Consider the following 16,922-nt stretch of genomic DNA (forward strand, 5'->3'; position numbering starts at 1 on the left):
ATTATTGCTTCTTATTTGTATTTTGATGCTTAAAGTTTGGAATTTTACAGCATGGGCATATTTAAATACTATCCAAGCAACCCCAAAAAGCTCGACCCTGAAATGGAAAAACGGATTTTTATCCACAGCCTGATTTTTCCGGCGGCTTTTGTTTTTGTATTCTGGATAGTAGAAATAATTGAACAGACCCTTGGAGTTACATTTGTTCGTTTGGGTGTTTACCCGCTTCATGTAAAGGGCTTGCCCGGGATTTTATTTTCCCCGTTTATCCACTCCGATTTTGATCACCTCATTTCTAATTCCATTCCGTTTTTTATTCTGATGTTTATGCTCATTTATTTTTACCGGCGTATTTCGTACCGTATTTTTATTCAACTGTATTTGCTTGCCGGACTTTGTGTATGGCTCTCGGGGCGGGAAGCATGGCACATTGGAGCAAGTGGTGTGGTTTATGCCATGGCCGCATTTCATTTTATCAGCGGGATAATCAGGAATGATGTGCGTTTACTTACTTTGTCGGTTGTAGTTGTTTTTTTATATGGGGGAATGGTGTGGGGAATGTTTCCCATTAACCCGGATGTTTCATGGGAAGGTCACCTTTGGGGGGCAGTTTCAGGAGTGGCACTGGCTGTTTACTACAGAAAATATACTATCAGACGTGATAAATTTGACTGGGAGGACGAAGAGGAGGAAGACACAGAGATTGACGATGAAGAATCTCAGTTTACTGTAGGGGAAGAAAATACCGATTCGCAGTCTTCGGTTGAAAAAAAAGATGATGATAAAAAATGGGGGGATATTAGTCACACCGGAGAATTTTAACGTTTCTTAAAAATGAGAGGATTGCAGGAATTCCTGAATTTGAAAAACAAAATATTTAATCTTGTGTTTCTATTTTTCAGAAAAGAGAAAGAATGTCGCGGCATTTTCAAAAAAAGTTTAATTTTGCCGCCTGTAACATACGAAGTTCATTAGAATGATTAGCAGAAGGATTATCCGTACGAAAGTATTACAAGTTTTATACGCTTACTATTCGTCAGAAGAAAAGTCTCTTAACAACACTGAAAAAGAACTCTTTTTTTGTATCCAAAAGTCGTACGATTTGTACCATTACTTGTTTGCCATGGTACTCGATATTGCAGATTACGCAGAAGACCGGATCGAAATCAGAAGAAACAAACATCAACCCACACACGAAGATCTTCATCCCAATACCAAATTTATTACCAATCAGGTTATTCATCAATTACGTTCGAACAGACAGCTAAATGCTTATCTTGAACAAAAAAAATTAAGTTGGAGGGACTATCCTGAACTGGTAAAAGAATTGTATTTATTTATGGTTGAATCGGACTTTTACAAAGAATACATGGCCGACAAAACCCGTTCGTTTATCGACGACCGTAAATTTATTGAAAAGCTTTTCAACAAAATAGTATTGGTTGCCGAGGATTTATATATTGTTCTGGAAGAACAGAGCATCTACTGGAACGACGATGTTGAGTTTGTAGTTTCGATGATAGTAAAAACGCTAAAAAAATTTAACGAGCTTTCTGATTCAGACCAGCGCTTAATGCCGATGTTTAAAGACCAGGAAGATCGGGACTTTGCAAAAGACTTGATTCGGAAAACAATTATCAACCACGACGAACTGCGGGAACTAATTAAAGAACACTCAAAAAACTGGGATGTGGAACGTATTGCATTTATGGATATTCTTGTAATGCAACTGGCAATTACCGAGTTTCTTTATTTCCCTTCCATTCCAACCAAAGTTTCGCTGAACGAATACATCGAGCTTTCAAAATTTTACAGTACCGAAAAAAGCCGGAATTTTATTAACGGAATTCTGGACAAAACATTAAAAGACTTAAAAAAATCGGGAAAGATTAATAAAGCCGGCCGTGGATTAATAGGTGAATCCTGATGAAAGACATTCTGCTTACACTGCTTGTTGTTTTTCTTTTGTCTTGCGGAAACCAGAACGAACAGAACTCAAAAGCAACACAGCAGGAAACAAACATCATAACAGAATTTGAGTTTAACGAAGAAATGCATAATTTTGGTTCGCTTCAAGCGGGTGAAATTGTTGTTTTTACTTTTGAATTTAAAAATTCGGGGAAAAATAATTTATTGATACAAAAAGTTGAAAGTGATTGTGGTTGTATCAGAGCTGAATTTTCGAAAGAAAATGTGTTACCGGGAGAAAGCGGAATTATTGAAGTCGAATTTGATTCTTCCGGACTATGGGGAAAACAGTTCAAAACAATTGAAGTCTATGCGAATACTAAAAAACCAAAACAATTGGCTATTTTTGCCGATGTACAAAACGAAGAAATAGAAATTAAATATTAAAAACTAAAAGAAATGATGAATATTATTTTAATGATGCAACCTGAAGGCCAGGATGCAAATCCATGGATGAGTTTTCTCCCGCTTTTATTGATTATAGTTGTTTTTTACTTTTTTATGATTCGTCCTCAGGTAAAACGCCAGAAAGAAACCCGCCAGTTTCGCGAAAGTCTTTCAAAAGGCGATAAAGTGGTTACCACAGGTGGAATTTACGGTAAAATTATTGAAGTAAAAGAAACAACGATTATTTTGGAGGTTGCCAAAGATGTTCAGATTAAAGTAGACAAAAATGGAATTATAAAAGATATGAGCGACGCTCCTCAGCAGCGTTAATCTAAACTTTGCAACAAAAAAAGGGTTGGCCATATCAAATGAGGTCAACCCTTTTTATTTTGAATTCAAACAAAAAAATTTCTATACATTAAACCTGAAATGTAGAATATCTCCGTCCTGAACAATGTACTCTTTTCCTTCCACACCAATCTTGCCTGCTTCCCGGCAAGCGTGTTCCGAGCCATATTTTACGTAATTATCGTACTTAATTACTTCAGCCCTGATAAATCCTTTTTCAAAATCAGTGTGAATGATACCTGCAGCCTGTGGCGCTTTGGTTCCTTTTTTAAATGTCCATGCACGGCTTTCATCCGGTCCGGTGGTAAAGTAGGTTTTCAACTGAAGCAAACGGTAAGCAGCATGTATAAGTTTATTTACTCCCGGCTCATCTAAGCCCAGCTCTTCAAGGAACATTTGCTTTTCCTCATATTCTTCCAGTTCCGCAATATCGGCTTCGGTGGCCGCAGCAATTACAAGGATCTCAGCATTCTCGTCCTTCACAGCCTCGCGTACCGCTTCCACATACTTGTTGCCATTTTTTGCTGAAGCCTCATCAACGTTACAAACATACATTACGGGCTTGTTGGTCAACAGGAAAAGTTCTTTAGCCACTCTGGCCTCTTCATCATATAACTGTAATGTTCTTGCCGATTTACCCTCTTCCAGCACCTTTTTATACCTCACTGCCAGCTCGTACATCTTTTTAACCTTCGGATCATTTCCGTGACGGGCCTGCTTCTCCAGCCTTTCGATACGACTTTCAACTGTTTCAAGGTCTTTTAATTGCAGTTCGGTATCAATTACCTCCTTATCGCGAACCGGGTCGATTGAACCGTCAACGTGTGTAATGTTATCGTTTTCAAAACAACGTAAAACATGGATAACAGCATCTGTTTCACGTATATTTCCAAGAAACTGGTTTCCCAATCCTTCACCTTTACTCGCCCCTTTTACCAATCCGGCAATATCTACAATTTCAACGGTTGTAGGAATTACTTTTTTCGGATTATCAATTTCCGCCAGTTTTATCAGCCTGTCATCAGGTACAGTAATAATTCCAACATTAGGTTCGATTGTACAGAACGGGAAGTTTGCCGATTGTGCTTTTGCACTTGATAAACAATTAAACAGTGTTGATTTACCTACATTTGGTAAACCAACAATACCACATTTCAATGCCATTTCTTCAAATTAAAAATTGCGCTGCAAAGGTAATGGTTTATTCAATTTTGAATCTCTTTTTTTGAACTTAATTGCTGGTGCCTGATTTTACCAAAACATTTACATTCAGGAACTAATTTTTAGATAAAATCAAAAAAACCATTTCATTTTGTACATTTGCTAAAATTCGTCTTTATGATACTACGAAACATTTCTGTTGATTGTGTGATTTTCGGATTTCATAACGAAAAGCTGCATGTTCTTTTGTGGCAAGCCGAGCCGGAGTTGCTTGAAAATTTTCTGACAACAAAAAAAGAACTGGAAGAAATTAAAATTCTTTTTGAAAAGAATCCCGCGCTAGGAAATTCGCAGGAATTCTGGGGGCTAATTGGTACACACCTTCCCACTGAAGAAGATTTAGACGGATATGCAAAAAAAATACTCCAGATAACAACAGGAATTGAAGACGTCTACCTAAAACAGGTACGAACTTTTGGCGCGTTGGATCGGGTTCCTCATTACAGGGTTTTAACGGTGGGCTATTATGCGCTAATTAACCCCAACTATCACGATTTAAAACTTTCTCCGCTGGCAAAAGCAGTTAAATGGTTTGAAATAGATAATCTGCCGGAAGTTATATTTGACGCAAAGGAAGTAATAGAGTACTCTTTAAAAAAATTAAGGGATGAAGTAAAATATCATCCGGTTGGATTTCACCTTTTGCCGAAAAAATTTACGCTTACTCAACTACAAACGCTTTACGAGGTAATCCTGGATGAAAAATTAGATACCAGAAATTTTAGAAAAAAAATTTTAAATATGGGCTTACTGGTTGATACAAACGAAAAACAAAAAAATGTAGCTCATCGCGCAGCAAAGCTTTATTCTTTCGATGTTGAGATATACAATAAACTCAAAGAAGAGGGATTGAATTTCAGGATTTAATTTATATTTAAACCTTCAACGCCATTCAGTGTCATTACTAAAAATACTTTTTTATGGATTATGACGACAGTGGAATTATTGCCGACCTAAAGCAGGATACCAAAAAGGATCTTGCTTTTCATATGTTGGTCAATAAATACCAGGAACGTTTGTATTGGCACATCCGTAAAATTGTTATGAACCATGACGATGCTGACGATGTTCTTCAAAATACATTTGTTAAGGTTTGGAAAAGTATTGATAAATTCAGGGAAGAATCGAGCCTTTACACCTGGTTGTACAGAATTGCAACCAACGAATCAATATCATTTTTAAACGCAAATAAAAAGCGAAGCTTTATGCCGTTGAATGATGTAAGTGAATATTTGGTAAAAAACCTGGAATCGGATCCTTATTTTGAAGGAGATGAAATTCAATTAAAATTACAGGAAGCAATTGTTCGCTTACCCGAAAAACAGCGAATAGTTTTTAACATGAAATATTTTGACGAAATGAAATATGAAGACATGTCAAAAATCCTTGACACGTCAGTTGGAGCTTTAAAAGCCTCTTATTTCCATGCGGCAAAAAAAATAGAAGACTTTTTAAAAAATACAGATTAAATGGTTGAAATTAAACCTTTTTAAAAGGATTCAGTCAAACAACAAAACATGGTTAAATGGATAATTTAAAAGAAAATACACCCGAGTTATCAAAAATAAAAAAAGAGAATCCCTTCCGGGTTCCTGAAAATTATTTTGATGATTTCTCTGCCAGATTACAAATGAAAATCGAAGCAGAGAAAAAGGTTGTTCCTGGGCCAAAAAGGCGTATAATCCAATTACTTAAACCAGCGATTAGTTTGGCAGCAAGCTTTGCACTAATCTTTCTTCTGGTTTACTGGCCGCTAAAAAGCTTTTTACCCGGTAAGTTTGCGGAAAGCAATACGATAGAAATTGAATCATACGATAATGAAAACCAATATCTGACCTTACTTGAAGGTATAGATGAAAATTCATTTTATGCCCTAATCGATGAACCTTCTGCAACAGTCGAGTTCAGCGATGACGAACTGATCAATTACATTAATACAAATATGTCGGAGTACGATATTTATTTAGGAACTGATAATTAAAACAACATGAAAAATAAAGTTTTATTAGTTGTCCTGCTTATTTTCATCTTTTTTGGTTCATTTTTATCAAACGCACAAGATAAAAAGGATGGCATGAGTCGTTGGGAAAAATTCAGAGCTGAAAAGGTTTCTTTTTTAACTGAAAAACTTGAATTAACCCCAACGGAAGCGCAAAAATTTTGGCCCGTATACAACGAATTGGAAAAAAGCAGATGGGAAGCGCAAAAAGCGAGAAGAGAACTGGAAGCTAAAGTTCATGATGTTGAGGACAAAAATCTTTCAAAAAAGGAAATCATTCAATTAACACGAGATTTCTCCAGCAGTATGGAAAAAGAAGGTCAACTGTATGTGAAGTATAACGAAGAATTTCTAAAGATACTACCTCCCGAAAAGGTTTTAATATTGTACCGTTCTGAAAATGAATTCAGAATGCATATGATACGAAAGTATAGAGACAGAGATAAAAAAGAAGACAACTAAAAAAACAGGCAAAAGCCTGTTTTTTTATATCATTTCCATAGTAATTAAATCGCTTTAAACCAATCCTGAAAATACTTACCAACAAACGGTGTTTCTTTTAATTCTCCCTGGGCGGCCCCAATTAAACTTAAAATCCAGAATACAAAACCAGCAATTGAAATTATCCAACCAATAACAGGGATAACTGCAAGGAAAACTAAAAGATAAATTCCCAACAACTGCCTGATATAATAGCTTGCAAATTCGTCTTTTTCTGTACTGTTTAAAACCAGCGCAATTATCCAACCAAAAATTGTAATATGCGCAATAATTGCCTTTGTTTTTCCATCCATACTTATTGACTTTAATGAATTATTTTTTTTGAATAAATTTACGGAATAAATCCTGCATTCAAGAATAAAAAGTACCACTAAAAAGAATCGCCCAATTGTTTTATCTTGAATCGTTCAATTTCAGCAGGTGTATGCTCCTGTTTAAAAATTGCTTCAATCTCTTTCACTACTTCCGGATAGTTGGCAGACACATCGTTCAATTCCTGAATATCGTTTTCCAAATTGTAAAGCTGAACCCGCATGCTGTCTTTAAAAATATTCTTTCTGATGCCTTTCCATTGTCCCATTCTTACAGCTTGTTGTCCTCCTGAGGCAGGGAACTCCCAGTACAATAAGCGATGCTTCTCCTGTTCTTCGCTACTCAAAAGAGTGGGCAAAAAGCTAATTCCGTCAACATCCTCCGGAGTCCTAACCTTTACGACATCGCAAATGGTTGGTAAAACGTCATAAAAAGCAGAAATGTGATTGGTTTCAGAACCGGCTTTGATATTTCCCGGCCATTGTACAATCATAGGCACACGAATACCTCCTTCGGTTACATTGCCTTTTCCCCACCCTCCTTCACTTTTAAACGGTTTTGCACTATCAAACCATGGAGAATCAGCACCACCGGTATATGTTGGCCCATTGTCGCTGCTAAACATGATTATGGTATTTTCATACAAACCCAGTTCTTTTAATTTGGCAACAATCTCTCCAACCTGTTCATCAAGATAAGAAACCATTGCGGCATAACAGGCATGAGGATAACGATGTGGAAAATATCCTTTACTCCCGTCATAGGGTTTTTCGTCTCCAAACTTTTCAACATAATAATCGACCCACCGTTTAGGCGCCTGCAACGGATTATGTGGAATTGGTGTTGCATAGTACATAAAAAACGACTGATCTCTGTTCTCTTCGATAAAATTCAGAACTTCGTTTTGCATTAACTCAGGCGAATATTCAGACAACCAGTAATCCTTGTAGGAATCGGGGGCATATAAATCCGCTCCTTCCGGTAATTTGGTCCGGGGAGGAACCATTTTATTATTTAACAATACTTTTATCGTATCTTTCCACAAATGAACCGGAAAATAGGTGTGCGCCTGCCGCTGGCAGTTGTATCCAAAAAAGAAATCAAAGCCCTGTTTATTTGGGATCCCCTCCGTTAAAGGAGCACCAAGCCCCCATTTCCCAACTATTCCGGTTTTATATCCTGCACTTTGCAGCAGCCTTCCAATGGTTTTTGTACGTGGTTTCAAAGGACGTTGTCCCTCCAGATTTGGATCTTTTGCCATGGCTTCAAAATTCCAGACATCACCGCGGGCAGCCCACTCATCATTTCCCCTTATTTGAGCATGGCCCAAATGTTTTCCTGTGAGCAAAACACAACGTGAGGGGGCACAAACAGGTGCTCCGGCATAATGTTGTGTAAAACGCATCCCATTGGTTGCCAAATCATCAATGTTTGGAGTTTCAATTTTATCCTGCCCATAACAGCCAACTTCGGCATATCCTAAATCATCGGCAAGAATATAGATGATATTTGGTTTTGAGCTTTCTACTTTATCGACTTGATTGCATCCGAAAAGAAAAACAGCCAAGGCCGTTAATACGATTGAGTAGGAAAAAAAGTTGATTTTCTGCATGGTTTTCGAAAAATCTAGTTTTTAAATAATGTAAGTTACCTAAAAATAGACGAAAAACACATACAAAACTTCTATTCAGATTATATGAATTGTATGAATATCAAAAAAGATTAAAAACTATCTGTCGTAATTAAAATTTCGGAGGTGGTGTCCCATCCTGTCCCTTTTTGTTTTCAGATATTTCTGGTTGTGCTCATTGGGTTCAATTTCTACAGGTAATATTTCCACCACTTCCAAACCAAAACCTTCCAGGCCTACACGTTTCACAGGATTATTTGTGAGTAGCCGCATTTTTGTGACTCCCAAATTTCTTAAAATCTGAGCTCCAACACCATAATCACGTTCATCGGCTTTAAACCCTAAGTGAATGTTTGCATCAATGGTATCCAATCCCTGATCCTGCAATTTGTACGCAGCTATTTTATTTAGTAAACCAATTCCACGGCCTTCCTGCATCATGTATACAATTACACCTTTGCCTTCTTTGTCAATCATTTCCATTGCCTTTTGCAACTGATCTCCACATTCACACCGCAGTGAACCAAAAATATCTCCTGTCATACACGAGGAATGCACACGGGCCAATATAGGTTCATTCGCTTCCCATTGGCCCTTTATCAAAGCAACGTGCTCTGCTCCGTTTGATTTTTGACGAAAAGGAACAATCCTGAAGTCGCCAAACTTGGTTGGCAGCATTACCTCTTCTCCCCTTTCAATCAGGCTTTCACTTTGAAATAAAAATGAAATCAGATCCTTAATAGAAATCAATTTGAGGTCAAACTTTTTAGCAATTTCATTCAGTTGTGGCAAGCGGGCCATTGTTCCGTCCTCGTTCATTATTTCGACCAAAACACCAGAAGGATAAAGTCCTGCCAACCGCGCCAAATCTACAGCAGCTTCTGTATGACCGCTTCTTCGGAGTACTCCCCTGTCTTTTGCTTTTAGTGGGAAAATATGTCCCGGGCGCCCCAAATCGCCGGGCTTTGTTTTCTGGTCTACCAGCATTTTTACTGTGATAGCCCTGTCTTTTGCAGATATTCCTGTGGTTACATCAGGATGAATAGCATCAACCGATACTGTAAACTGAGTTTCATGATACGAAGTGTTTTTCCCCACCATCAAATCCAAATCCAGTTCATCACAACGCTGTTCGGTCAAGGCAATACAAATCAGCCCACGGCCATGAATGGTCATAAAATTGACAATCTCGGGGCTAACCAACTCTGATGCAACTATAAAATCCCCTTCATTCTCTCGGTCTTCATCATCTACAACAATCACCAGTTCGCCATTTCGAATTGCCGTAATCGCTTCGGGGATTGTATTTAATTTTATCTCACTCATCCTTCGATTTTTGAATCAGGCGCAAAATTACAATAAATTATCCAGAAAGATATGATTTTAGAACACCTAAGCTCTTTTCGACTTTTCCCATGTTACCGCCTGTCTCCCTTTCAAAAACCTTATTATTCCTCTTATTTCAGCATAATTTATAGCAACAAAATAGTAGGGTACAAAAAGGATCTTAAGTCGCAACTTCTGATTCTCAAAATACCAGCCAATAAAAGCAAACACATACAAAACAAGCTGCAAAGCCAGGAAAAGGAAGTAAAAACCGAAAACATCAAAATTACCGTTTTCAAAAACCACCAGAATATTCAGAGGCAGAAGTAAAAACAGGGAAACCGGGGCCAATGTCCACCGTAAAACTTTGTGCGAAAAATATTGCCACGAAAGTGTTCCGTACCGAAAAGGATTTAAAAGAGATTTTAACCTGAAGATAGTCTGAACACCTCCTGCAGCGATTCTGATTTTTCGTTTTAATTCTTCATTAACATTTAGTGACGCTGTTTCTTCTGCATAAGCTCCCGGTGAATATGCTATTCTGAATTTTTTTTGCGCAATTCGAAGCGAAATAACAAAATCATCAAGAATGGTATCTGCTTCAACTGCTTCAAAAAGCTCAGTTCGTATGGCAAAAAGTTCACCAACTGCACCAACTGCCGAGTTTAAATTGGAATCCATTTTTTTTATCCATGATTCAAACTTCCAATACAAGCCCTCACCTGCACCGGCAGCCCCATCTTCCTTTTTATCAGTTATTCGCTTCTCTCCGGCAACACAGCCGATCTTTGGATTGCTAAAATGTGCAACAATTTCACGTACTGAGTTTTTTCCCAGCCGCGTATTTGTATCGGAGAAAATTACAACAGGCGCTTTTACAAAATGCATCCCCCGGTTCATTGCGTGCATTTTTCCACGCCTTTCAGGCAAATGGTGAACTTCCAGGTCTTCGTAAGCTTTTAGTATGTCGGGAGTGCCATCGTCAGAACCATCGGTTATCCATAAATACTGAATTTTTTCCTTTGGATAGTCAAGCGAAAACGAATTTTCTACCTTTCGTTTTACAAAATCCCTTTCATTAAAAGCAGTAACAAAAAGGCAAACATCAGGCTCGTAATCCTCGTGTCCGGGTACTTCTTCCGACTTAAAAAACCACTTTTTAATTAAATTCAGAATGAATAACAAAACTGCATACCCCAGGTAGGTGTAAAAAAGGATAAAGAAAAATATCCAGAAAAAGAGTTTTAAAATCATTGAGTATGCTGTTTATAAAAATCAACCAAAGAGGCCGATGCAGCTAAATTATCAAATTTTTTATGAATATACTCAATTGCATTTTTACCAACAATATGAAAAAATTCTTTGTCCTCAACCAATTGGGAAACAGATTCGATAAACTCTTCTCGTTTTTCCGCAATTAATATATTTGTTCCGGAGGTTGTTGAAATTCCTTCGGTACCGATGGGAGTCGTAACAATTGATTTACCCAAAGCCATTCCTTCAATAATTTTAATACGCATTCCACTTCCCGAAAATAAAGGAACAATCATTATGGCTTTTGAATTCATAAAATCATACGCATCTTCCACTTCTCCCAGAAAAACAATATTTGGCCCAACTATTTTTTGCACAAGCCATTGTGGTGCATTTCTTCCTGCGACATAAAATTTCAGGTCGGGGAAACGGTCGTGAATTTCTTCCCAGCAGTTCTCAATAAACCAGATTATTCCTTCCTGGTTTGGTGCCCATTCCAGCGAACCAATGTGAAACAACGAAGGATATTCAAGTGATTTTGCGTTGGGAATCAATACCGAAGAGTCAATTCCGGTTTGAGAAACATATTTAGGTTTCTTATTTCCAAGTTCATCTAAAATTATTCCGTCTCTTTCGGTTATCGGCACAAGCAGATCGTATTTATTCTGAACATTCTTTTCAAACCGTTTAATCCTTTTTGACAGATTTCTTAAATACAATTTTTTCCAGCCCTTTGCGAGTTCTGATGTCCTTTCCCAAATTTCGTGTTCAATATTATGTGCGCGATAAACAATTTTTGCATTTGAATATTTGCGGATTACAGGGATATACGGACAAACATACAAACCCTCCAACTGAATAACATCAAACTTCTTTCCCTTTAATATTCCGATCAGTTCATTTTCAAATGATTTATCAACAAAACGAACCGCATTGTATGGTTCTGAAGAAAACAGCAAGTTTTGTATTGCCTCCCGTTTCGAAATCCGGGCGTCAACTTTTACAAACTTAAAATCTGCCAAATCACGCACTGATTCGGGTATCTCTTCAACAGATGTTTTGTGTTTCAATGTATTCATTGCCAGAACAGTTACTTTGTGTCCCAGCAAAGAAAATCCACGGGTAAGATTCATGCAGGCAATTGCACCTCCATCAATTGTTGGGTAAGGCACTTTATTTGCTACCTGCAAAATATTCATTTCTTTTTTTTCCTCCTTCTGAAAATTTTACTTAGCCCCATTTTTTCAAAAAACTTCATATAAGTTTCGGAACTCATAATTGCAGAATCGGTTGCAGCTTTATAACTCAGCCAGATGCCGACCGGTAAAAATATAAAGGATGAAAACCACATCCCGTTAAACATTGACCATACGTCTTCCCTGGCCGATTTTTCTCCCGTCATAGAAACAATATAATAAGCAATAAAAAGCAAAATTGAAACAACAACAGGCATTCCCAGGCCTCCTTTACGAATAATTGCCCCCAATGGCGCGCCTATAAAAAAGAAAATAAGTACAGCTACTGACAGTGTAAATTTACGGTGACGCTCCATCTCATACTTATTGATCATTTTTTTTCGGTTATACAACTGATCCTGAAACAAGTTTATATTTTGCATGTTGGTACGAGTATTCCCAAGAGCGGAACTGGCAATCTCTGCCTGTACCCACTTTTCGAGCCCGCCAAAATATTCATCAAAATGGATAACTGTATCCTGCCCTGCAATTTCCACATCCCGTTTTAGAGAATCATCCGTAGCTGTTAAATTATACATTCTTTTGGTAATCGGAGAGTTGAGATTAATCTGCAACATAAAATTCCGCAACCGGTTGTAATATTCAATATTCAGCGAGTCTTCCATTACAACCAACTGCTCGGTGTTTAACATTCGGTATGTATTTTTAAAAATACTTTCGTCACGTCGGTTAAAATCAAAATTTCTAACTTTTACACGAATTGTTTGCTCTTCAAATATTCCTCTTCTGAAAGGATAAGTCCGCTCATCGCGCCTTGCATTATCTTTAGTCTCTGCATAATTAACACCATGAAACAAATTGAGAACCATATATTTTTTATCCTCTGTGATTCTCAAATATCCTGAATCGGCTACTGTTACACTTTGGTTTGGTTTACTTTGAGTATGGTCGTATATCAATAAATCGTATAACATATTTGTTTTTCGATCTTTAGATCCCACTTTTATACTGTAACCATCCATTTCGTTTGTAAACACCCCTTCCTGTAAAACCAACTCCGGCCTTTGTTCTTTTACACTGTACAGTAAAGTAGTAAACCGAAGATTTGTATGAGGCAAAACATAATTTGAAAAGTAAAAAGCAGTAAACGTTACAAAAACTGCAATTACAATCAGTGGGCGCATTATACGAAACAACGAAATTCCTGACGATTTTATGGCTACAAGTTCATAGTTTTCACCCAGTGCTCCCAAAGTCATTATCGACGCGAGCAGCATAGCCAGCGGAAAAGCATAGGGCAAAAGCGCAAACGACGCATAAAACATCATCTCGCCTAACACATCAAACTCAAGACCTTTTCCAACCAGATCGTCAACGTACTTCCACAAGAACTGCATCAACAGTACAAACAATACGATAAAAAAGGTCATAAAAAATGGCCCTAAAAAAGATTTGATAATATACCAGTGCAACCGTTTCATTTAAAATTTTTTACGGAAACGAGTACAAAACTAAGTTATTTTGAGAATTTGGAAAGTAAAAATAAGTTAAGAAGATCTGAATTTTTATAAAACGTCTGATTTATCGTCGTTCTTAACTTTTATTCAAGAACCAAGAATGTGTTTCAAATCGGCAACCTGCGTATTCCATAATTCCCTGGTTTCATCCTGCTCATCTTCCTCTGTAAAGTCATTAACAATTAACGATACATCTCCTGTCAGTTCATCTTGTGTTATCCTAAATTCGAAATAAGTATCTTCCTCATCAACCCAGGTGTAACGCACCAAACGGTTTTCTTTGTGCAATGTCATTTCAGCCGTTTGTTCAGCTCCTTCCCAGATAAACGTAAATTTCTTTCCTCTGACCCGAACATCTTCGGCAAACCATTCCGACAAGCCGGAAGCGGTGCTTAACCTGTTATATAACACCTTGGGCGAGCAATTAATTACGTACTCAAGTTGAATTTTGATTTTATCTGTCATGTTCCTGATTTTCGGCAATATAATTATTCTGAATGGAAGAAACAATATAATCAACATTTCGAAAACAACTTTACGTCAATTTTCTCAAAAAAAATAAACGTAGAAAAAAATAAATACTATATTTGCACCTCGAAAATTTAAGGTCATGGCGAGGTAGCTCAGCTGGTTAGAGCGCATGATTCATAATCATGAGGTCGGCGGTTCAAGCCCGCCTCTCGCTACAAATAAAAATAAACACTTACATTTTTTATGTAGGTGTTTTTAATTTCTTTCTCATTCGCCCAAAACACTCCGAAAACTGCAAAAACCAATAATCAAGCGGCGTAACAGTATCTTTGAATATAGTCAACTACATTTTATTCAATATCTCCAAACTTGATGTTCTACAACAATTTGCCTTCAAATCTGATTAAAATCCTACTATTTCGGGATTGATTTTTATAAATTTATAAGAAATCAAAAATCACTAACCATGTCCAAAATTAGACGAATAGACGCCCTGGATTATCATGAAAAAGAACGCCCGGGAAAAATTGAAGTTGTTCCTACAAAACCACACAACACACAGTACGATCTGTCGCTGGCCTATACCCCGGGAGTCGCCCAGCCTTGTCTCGAAATTCACAAAAACCGTGATGATGTATACCGCTACACTTCAAAAGGAAATCTTGTTGCTGTGATTTCAAACGGAACGGCTGTTCTCGGCCTTGGCGATATTGGTCCTGAAGCAGGGAAACCGGTAATGGAGGGGAAAGGACTGCTGTTTAAAATTTTTGCCGATGTTGATGTTTTTGATATTGAAGTAAATGAAAAAGACCCAAAAAAACTGATTGAAGTTGTAAAAGCCATTGCTCCAACTTTTGGAGGAATAAACCTTGAAGATATAAAAGCTCCAGAATGTTTTGAGATCGAAGAAACCTTAAAACGCGAACTGGACATCCCGGTTTTTCATGACGACCAGCACGGTACTGCCATAATTTCGGCGGCGGGATTAATAAACGCCCTCGAATTAAACAGTAAAGCCATTGAAAATATAAAAGTGGTTGTAAACGGTGCCGGTGCAGCTGCTGTCTCCTGTATCCGATTGTATTTTAGCCTTGGAGTAAAACCCGAAAACGTAGTGATGGTTGACAGTAAAGGAGTTTTGAACCAATCGCGAACCGATTTAAATCCGATAAAACAGCAATTTGTTACAGAACAAAAAATTAACACGCTGGAAGAAGCTTTGGTTGACGCCGATGTTTTCCTCGGACTTTCGGTAGGAAATGTTGTTACAAAAAAGATGATTCGCTCGATGGCCAAAGATCCCATCGTTTTTGCCATGGCAAATCCGAATCCGGAAATCACTTATGAAGATGCAACGTTAGCGCGCGAAGATATTATCATGGCTACCGGAAGAAGTGATTATCCCAACCAGATTAACAATGTGCTTGGATTTCCTTTTATTTTCAGGGGGGCACTTGATGTTCGTGCTACTCACATCAACGAGGAAATGAAAATTGCTGCTGCCAAAGCATTGGCAAATTTGGCAAAAGAGTATGTGCCCGAATTGGTAGCCAAAGCGTACAACAAACAAAACATCGTTTTTGGAAGAGACTATATCATTCCCAAACCTCTTGACCCGCGCTTAATACATAACGTGTCAATAGCTGTTGCAAAAGCCGCAATGAAAACCGGTGTAGCCCAAAATCCCATAAAAAACTGGACAGCCTACAAACAGAAATTATCAAGCCGGATGGGAATTGACAATAAACTTATCATGGCCATCCGAAACAAAGCAAAACAGGAACCTAAACGTGTTGTGTTTGCTGAAGCCAACAATTTTAAAGTATTAAAAGCAGTTCAATTTGTCATTCGGGAAGGAATTGCCAGGCCTGTTCTTTTGGGAAATGAAGAAAAAATTAAGGCTTTAATTGAAGAAAATCAGTTGCAAATTGAAAATGTAACAGTTATCGATTTATTTAAATCGGTTTCAGACGACCAAAGACACAGGTATGCAAAAATTCTTTATGAAAAGCGCAGAAGAAAAGGAATGACCTACGACGAAGCTGTTGAAAAAATGTATAACCGCGATTATTTTGGTGCCATGATGGTGGAAACAGGCGAAGCTGATGCTTTTATTTCCGGCTTTTCCAGAAAGTACTCCGACACCATTCGTCCGGCGCTCCAGGTAATTGGAGTAAAAGAACAGTTTAATCATATTGCAGGAATGTATATTCTGATAACCAAAAAAGGCCCCATTTTTCTGGCCGACACAACCGTAAATATGGATCCGGCTCCCCAAACCTTAGTTGATACCACTATTTTAACGGCTGCAGAAGTTCAGAAATTTAACATCATTCCCAAAATAGCATTACTCTCCTATTCCAATTTTGGAGCATTCAAAGGGAATGGGAGTCCGGTTAGAGTAAAAGAAGCCGTAAAAATATTACACGAAAAATACCCGGACTTGATTGTAGACGGAGAAATGCAGGCAAATTATGCCTTAAACGGAAAATTACGTTACAAAAGATATCCGTTTAGCAAATTGGGTGACAGCGATGCAAACACATTGATCTTCCCCAACCTGAGTTCCGGTAATATTTGTTATAAAATTTTACAAACTATGGGGGCAGCCGAAGCCATTGGTCCCGTGCTGATGGGGATGAAAAAACCGATTCATATTTTGCAGCGCGACAGTTCTGTACGTGAAATAATTAACATGGTTGCCATTGCCGTTGTTGACGCACAGGCCGTTCCCGGAACAGGAGAATAAAAGAATAAAAAAAGTCCCTAAGTTCTTTTCCTTAGGGACATTT

The 16,922-nt window shown here is 37.8% G+C and carries 17 protein-coding genes and 1 tRNA gene; 10 read left to right on the forward strand and 8 right to left on the reverse strand.

Annotated elements, in window-relative coordinates:
• Positions 1–51 precede the first annotated feature (51 nt).
• The 4 genes from K5G00_RS03415 to yajC all read left to right on the forward strand — a co-directional run bounded on the left by K5G00_RS03415 (position 52) and on the right by yajC (position 2,685).
• A complete protein-coding gene (locus K5G00_RS03415; RefSeq protein WP_238764317.1) occupies positions 52–822 on the forward strand; it encodes a rhomboid family intramembrane serine protease in 771 nt (256 codons plus the stop codon).
• 154 nt (positions 823–976) lie between these two features.
• Positions 977–1,927 (forward strand): transcription antitermination factor NusB, encoded by a 951-nt coding sequence (nusB, locus tag K5G00_RS03420; RefSeq protein ID WP_238764318.1) that lies wholly within the window; start codon positions 977–979, stop codon positions 1,925–1,927.
• Complete coding sequence (locus K5G00_RS03425) at positions 1,927–2,355, forward strand: DUF1573 domain-containing protein (protein ID WP_238764319.1); 429 nt, start codon at positions 1,927–1,929, stop codon at positions 2,353–2,355. The genes nusB and K5G00_RS03425 overlap by 1 nt, the downstream gene beginning before the upstream one ends.
• A 12-nt stretch (positions 2,356–2,367) precedes the next feature.
• Positions 2,368–2,685: a preprotein translocase subunit YajC gene (gene yajC, locus K5G00_RS03430; RefSeq protein ID WP_238764320.1), complete on the forward strand. Its 318-nt coding sequence runs from the start codon at positions 2,368–2,370 to the stop codon at positions 2,683–2,685.
• 81 nt (positions 2,686–2,766) lie between these two features.
• Here the strand turns inward: yajC and ychF are convergent, their stop codons facing one another.
• Positions 2,767–3,867 (reverse strand): redox-regulated ATPase YchF, encoded by a 1,101-nt coding sequence (ychF, locus tag K5G00_RS03435; RefSeq protein ID WP_238764321.1) that lies wholly within the window; start codon positions 3,865–3,867, stop codon positions 2,767–2,769.
• 174 nt (positions 3,868–4,041) lie between these two features.
• Here ychF and K5G00_RS03440 point away from each other — a divergent pair, with 174 nt between their 5' ends.
• Genes K5G00_RS03440 through K5G00_RS03455 form a run of 4 tightly spaced genes read left to right on the forward strand, consistent with a single transcriptional unit; the run spans position 4,042 to position 6,385 of the window.
• The gene (locus tag K5G00_RS03440) at positions 4,042–4,791 is read left to right on the forward strand and encodes an NUDIX hydrolase (RefSeq protein WP_238764323.1); all 750 of its coding nucleotides are present in this window, start codon (positions 4,042–4,044) and stop codon (positions 4,789–4,791) included.
• A 53-nt stretch (positions 4,792–4,844) separates the two neighbouring features.
• Positions 4,845–5,393, forward strand: coding sequence for an RNA polymerase sigma factor (locus tag K5G00_RS03445; RefSeq protein ID WP_238764325.1), 549 nt, complete (start codon positions 4,845–4,847; stop codon positions 5,391–5,393).
• A 56-nt stretch (positions 5,394–5,449) separates the two neighbouring features.
• Positions 5,450–5,905 (forward strand): hypothetical protein, encoded by a 456-nt coding sequence (locus tag K5G00_RS03450; RefSeq protein WP_238764327.1) that lies wholly within the window; start codon positions 5,450–5,452, stop codon positions 5,903–5,905.
• A 6-nt stretch (positions 5,906–5,911) separates the two neighbouring features.
• The gene (locus tag K5G00_RS03455) at positions 5,912–6,385 is read left to right on the forward strand and encodes a Spy/CpxP family protein refolding chaperone (protein ID WP_238764328.1); all 474 of its coding nucleotides are present in this window, start codon (positions 5,912–5,914) and stop codon (positions 6,383–6,385) included.
• 44 nt (positions 6,386–6,429) lie between these two features.
• On the opposite strand, the gene K5G00_RS03460 is transcribed toward K5G00_RS03455, so the two are convergent.
• The 7 genes from K5G00_RS03460 to K5G00_RS03490 form a co-directional block, all read right to left on the reverse strand.
• The gene (locus K5G00_RS03460) at positions 6,430–6,717 is read right to left on the reverse strand and encodes a hypothetical protein (RefSeq protein WP_238764329.1); all 288 of its coding nucleotides are present in this window, start codon (positions 6,715–6,717) and stop codon (positions 6,430–6,432) included.
• Between the two features lie 77 nt (positions 6,718–6,794).
• Positions 6,795–8,348 carry an arylsulfatase gene (locus K5G00_RS03465; protein ID WP_238764330.1) on the reverse strand — a complete coding sequence of 518 codons (1,554 nt, stop codon included), beginning with the start codon at positions 8,346–8,348 and terminating at the stop codon, positions 6,795–6,797.
• Positions 8,349–8,465: 117 nt separating this feature from the next.
• Positions 8,466–9,692: a bifunctional 3,4-dihydroxy-2-butanone-4-phosphate synthase/GTP cyclohydrolase II gene (locus K5G00_RS03470; RefSeq protein ID WP_238764331.1), complete on the reverse strand. Its 1,227-nt coding sequence runs from the start codon at positions 9,690–9,692 to the stop codon at positions 8,466–8,468.
• A 66-nt stretch (positions 9,693–9,758) separates the two neighbouring features.
• Positions 9,759–10,946: a glycosyltransferase family 2 protein gene (locus K5G00_RS03475; protein WP_238764332.1), complete on the reverse strand. Its 1,188-nt coding sequence runs from the start codon at positions 10,944–10,946 to the stop codon at positions 9,759–9,761.
• Entirely contained in the window at positions 10,943–12,145 is a 1,203-nt protein-coding gene (locus K5G00_RS03480; RefSeq protein ID WP_238764333.1) for a glycosyltransferase family 4 protein, read from the reverse strand. Before K5G00_RS03480 ends, K5G00_RS03475 begins: the two co-directional genes overlap by 4 nt.
• On the reverse strand, positions 12,142–13,623 hold the full coding sequence (locus K5G00_RS03485; RefSeq protein WP_238764334.1) for an LptF/LptG family permease: 1,482 nt from the start codon (positions 13,621–13,623) through the stop codon (positions 12,142–12,144). Before K5G00_RS03485 ends, K5G00_RS03480 begins: the two co-directional genes overlap by 4 nt.
• 123 nt (positions 13,624–13,746) lie before the next feature.
• Entirely contained in the window at positions 13,747–14,124 is a 378-nt protein-coding gene (locus K5G00_RS03490; RefSeq protein ID WP_238764335.1) for an START-like domain-containing protein, read from the reverse strand.
• A gap of 147 nt (positions 14,125–14,271) precedes the next feature.
• Between K5G00_RS03490 and K5G00_RS03495 the strand changes: the two genes are divergently transcribed.
• A tRNA-Met gene (locus K5G00_RS03495) sits at positions 14,272–14,345 on the forward strand.
• Positions 14,346–14,596: 251 nt separating this feature from the next.
• A complete protein-coding gene (locus K5G00_RS30325) occupies positions 14,597–16,879 on the forward strand; it encodes an NADP-dependent malic enzyme (RefSeq protein WP_317235531.1) in 2,283 nt (760 codons plus the stop codon).
• Positions 16,880–16,922 lie beyond the last annotated feature (43 nt).

This window comes from Maribellus maritimus (assembly GCF_022267315.1).
In the GTDB taxonomy this organism is placed as follows: Bacteria; Bacteroidota; Bacteroidia; order Bacteroidales; family Prolixibacteraceae; genus Draconibacterium; species Draconibacterium maritimum.